Origin of the sequence: Achromobacter sp. SIMBA_011, from assembly GCF_046535435.1 — a bacterium.
GTDB classification, from domain to species: domain Bacteria; phylum Pseudomonadota; class Gammaproteobacteria; order Burkholderiales; family Burkholderiaceae_B; genus Achromobacter; species Achromobacter dolens.
Genome location: NZ_JAWRWN010000963.1, coordinates 1 through 249, shown reverse-complemented (window position 1 = coordinate 249; position 249 = coordinate 1). Strand labels below are relative to the sequence as shown.

1 protein-coding gene is annotated in these 249 nt (G+C 73.9%); it reads right to left on the bottom strand.

All coding sequences use genetic code 11. The features are described from left to right. Positions 1–249, bottom strand: a 249-nt coding sequence (locus SB816_RS33860) for a c-type cytochrome (RefSeq protein WP_410548482.1), incomplete at both ends; no start/stop codon positions are given.

Below are 249 nucleotides of genomic sequence, written 5' to 3'. Positions count from 1 at the left end.
CCTTCACGAAGCCGGCCGCGTTACGGATGTCGCCCATCCCCGCCCCCCAGTTGAACGAGCGTGCGCCCCACAGCGCCGGAAAGACCGGCTTGCCGCCGCTCGATCGTCCCTGGCCGTCCGCGCCGTGACAGAGCGCGCAGTGCTGCGTGTAGACGGCGGCGCCGCGCGCGTAGTCGGGCTTTTGCGCGGGCGGCGGCAGTTTCGGGAAACCCTGGCCGGGCAGCCGGGTGCCGACCGGCGCGCCCTTCG